This is a genomic window from Vreelandella zhaodongensis (genome assembly GCF_013415115.1).
Lineage (GTDB): Bacteria > Pseudomonadota > Gammaproteobacteria > Pseudomonadales > Halomonadaceae > Vreelandella > Vreelandella zhaodongensis.
This window is the reverse complement of record NZ_JACCDD010000025.1, coordinates 1-1,056: the sequence shown is the minus strand read 5'-3', so window position 1 is coordinate 1,056 and position 1,056 is coordinate 1. Positions and strand designations below refer to the sequence as shown.

The window sequence follows — 1,056 nt, the reverse complement described above, 5'->3', positions numbered from 1 at the left end:
TGACCATAAACGGCAACGGCGTCAGCTTGGCACCTTGAGCTTCGGCTTCAGCCTTCATGGCTTTACGGAAGCTCTCAAGCTCGGTGATGTCTGCCTCGTCGAACTGCGTCACGTGAGGCACGTTGAGCCAGCTGCGGTGCAGATTGGTCGCGCCCATCTTGAGCAGGCGACCCATCGGCTTCTCTTCCACGTCACCAAACTGGCTGAAGTCGACTTCCGGTATCGCTGGAATACCTGCGCCACTACTCGCCGCAGGAGTAGCCGCTGTTTGTGCTTTCCCCTGGTTGGCAATCGCCTGCTTCACGTAGGCATGCACATCTTCTTTCAGCACGCGCTCTTTCGGACCGCTGGGCTTAACAAGACCAAGATCAACGCCAAGCTCACGAGCCAGCATACGTACCGCAGGGCCCGCATGAACCAGTTTGCCATCGCGAGGCTTATGGGAAGCCATCTGCGCTTCTGGGCTAGGCGTACCTTCTGGTGAAGCTGAAGGCTTAGTACTTGACTGACTAGTACTTGACTGACTGGCACTAGAAGACTGGGCTTTCTCAGGCGCTGCTTGTTTAGGTGCAGCTTTCTTGGCACCTGCCACTTCTATATAGCCAATCACATCGCCTTCAGAGACGGTATCACCCTCTTTTACGGTAAGCTCTAAGAGCTTGCCTTTGTAAGGGCTAGGCACGTCCATCGACGCTTTATCAGACTCCAGGGTGATCAGCGGGTCTTCTTCGTTGATCTCATCACCTGCCGCAACACCAATTTCAATAATCGGCACGTCAGAAGAGCCTGACAAATCAGGTACGCGAATCTCTTTGCGCTCAGGCTCACCACTGCCAGACTCTTCAACAGCCGCTTCTTCCGGCGCGCTGCTGGCTTGGCTGCCAGCTTGCTCTTGCGGTGCATCTTCGTCAGCTGAGACATCACCACCGTCGCCGGCGATTTCCATCTGGCCGATCACGTCGCCTTCCGAGACGGTATCGCCTTCTTTCACCGTGAGCGCAACGATCTTACCGCCGTGTGGGCTGGGCACATCCATGGAGGCCTTGTCCGACTCCA

At 56.2% G+C, this 1,056-nt stretch carries 1 protein-coding gene; it reads right to left on the bottom strand.

Annotated features, from left to right (window positions below):
• On the bottom strand, nt 1-1,056 hold a 1,056-nt coding region (locus tag HZS79_RS16710; protein ID WP_179928420.1), incomplete at both ends, for a biotin/lipoyl-containing protein.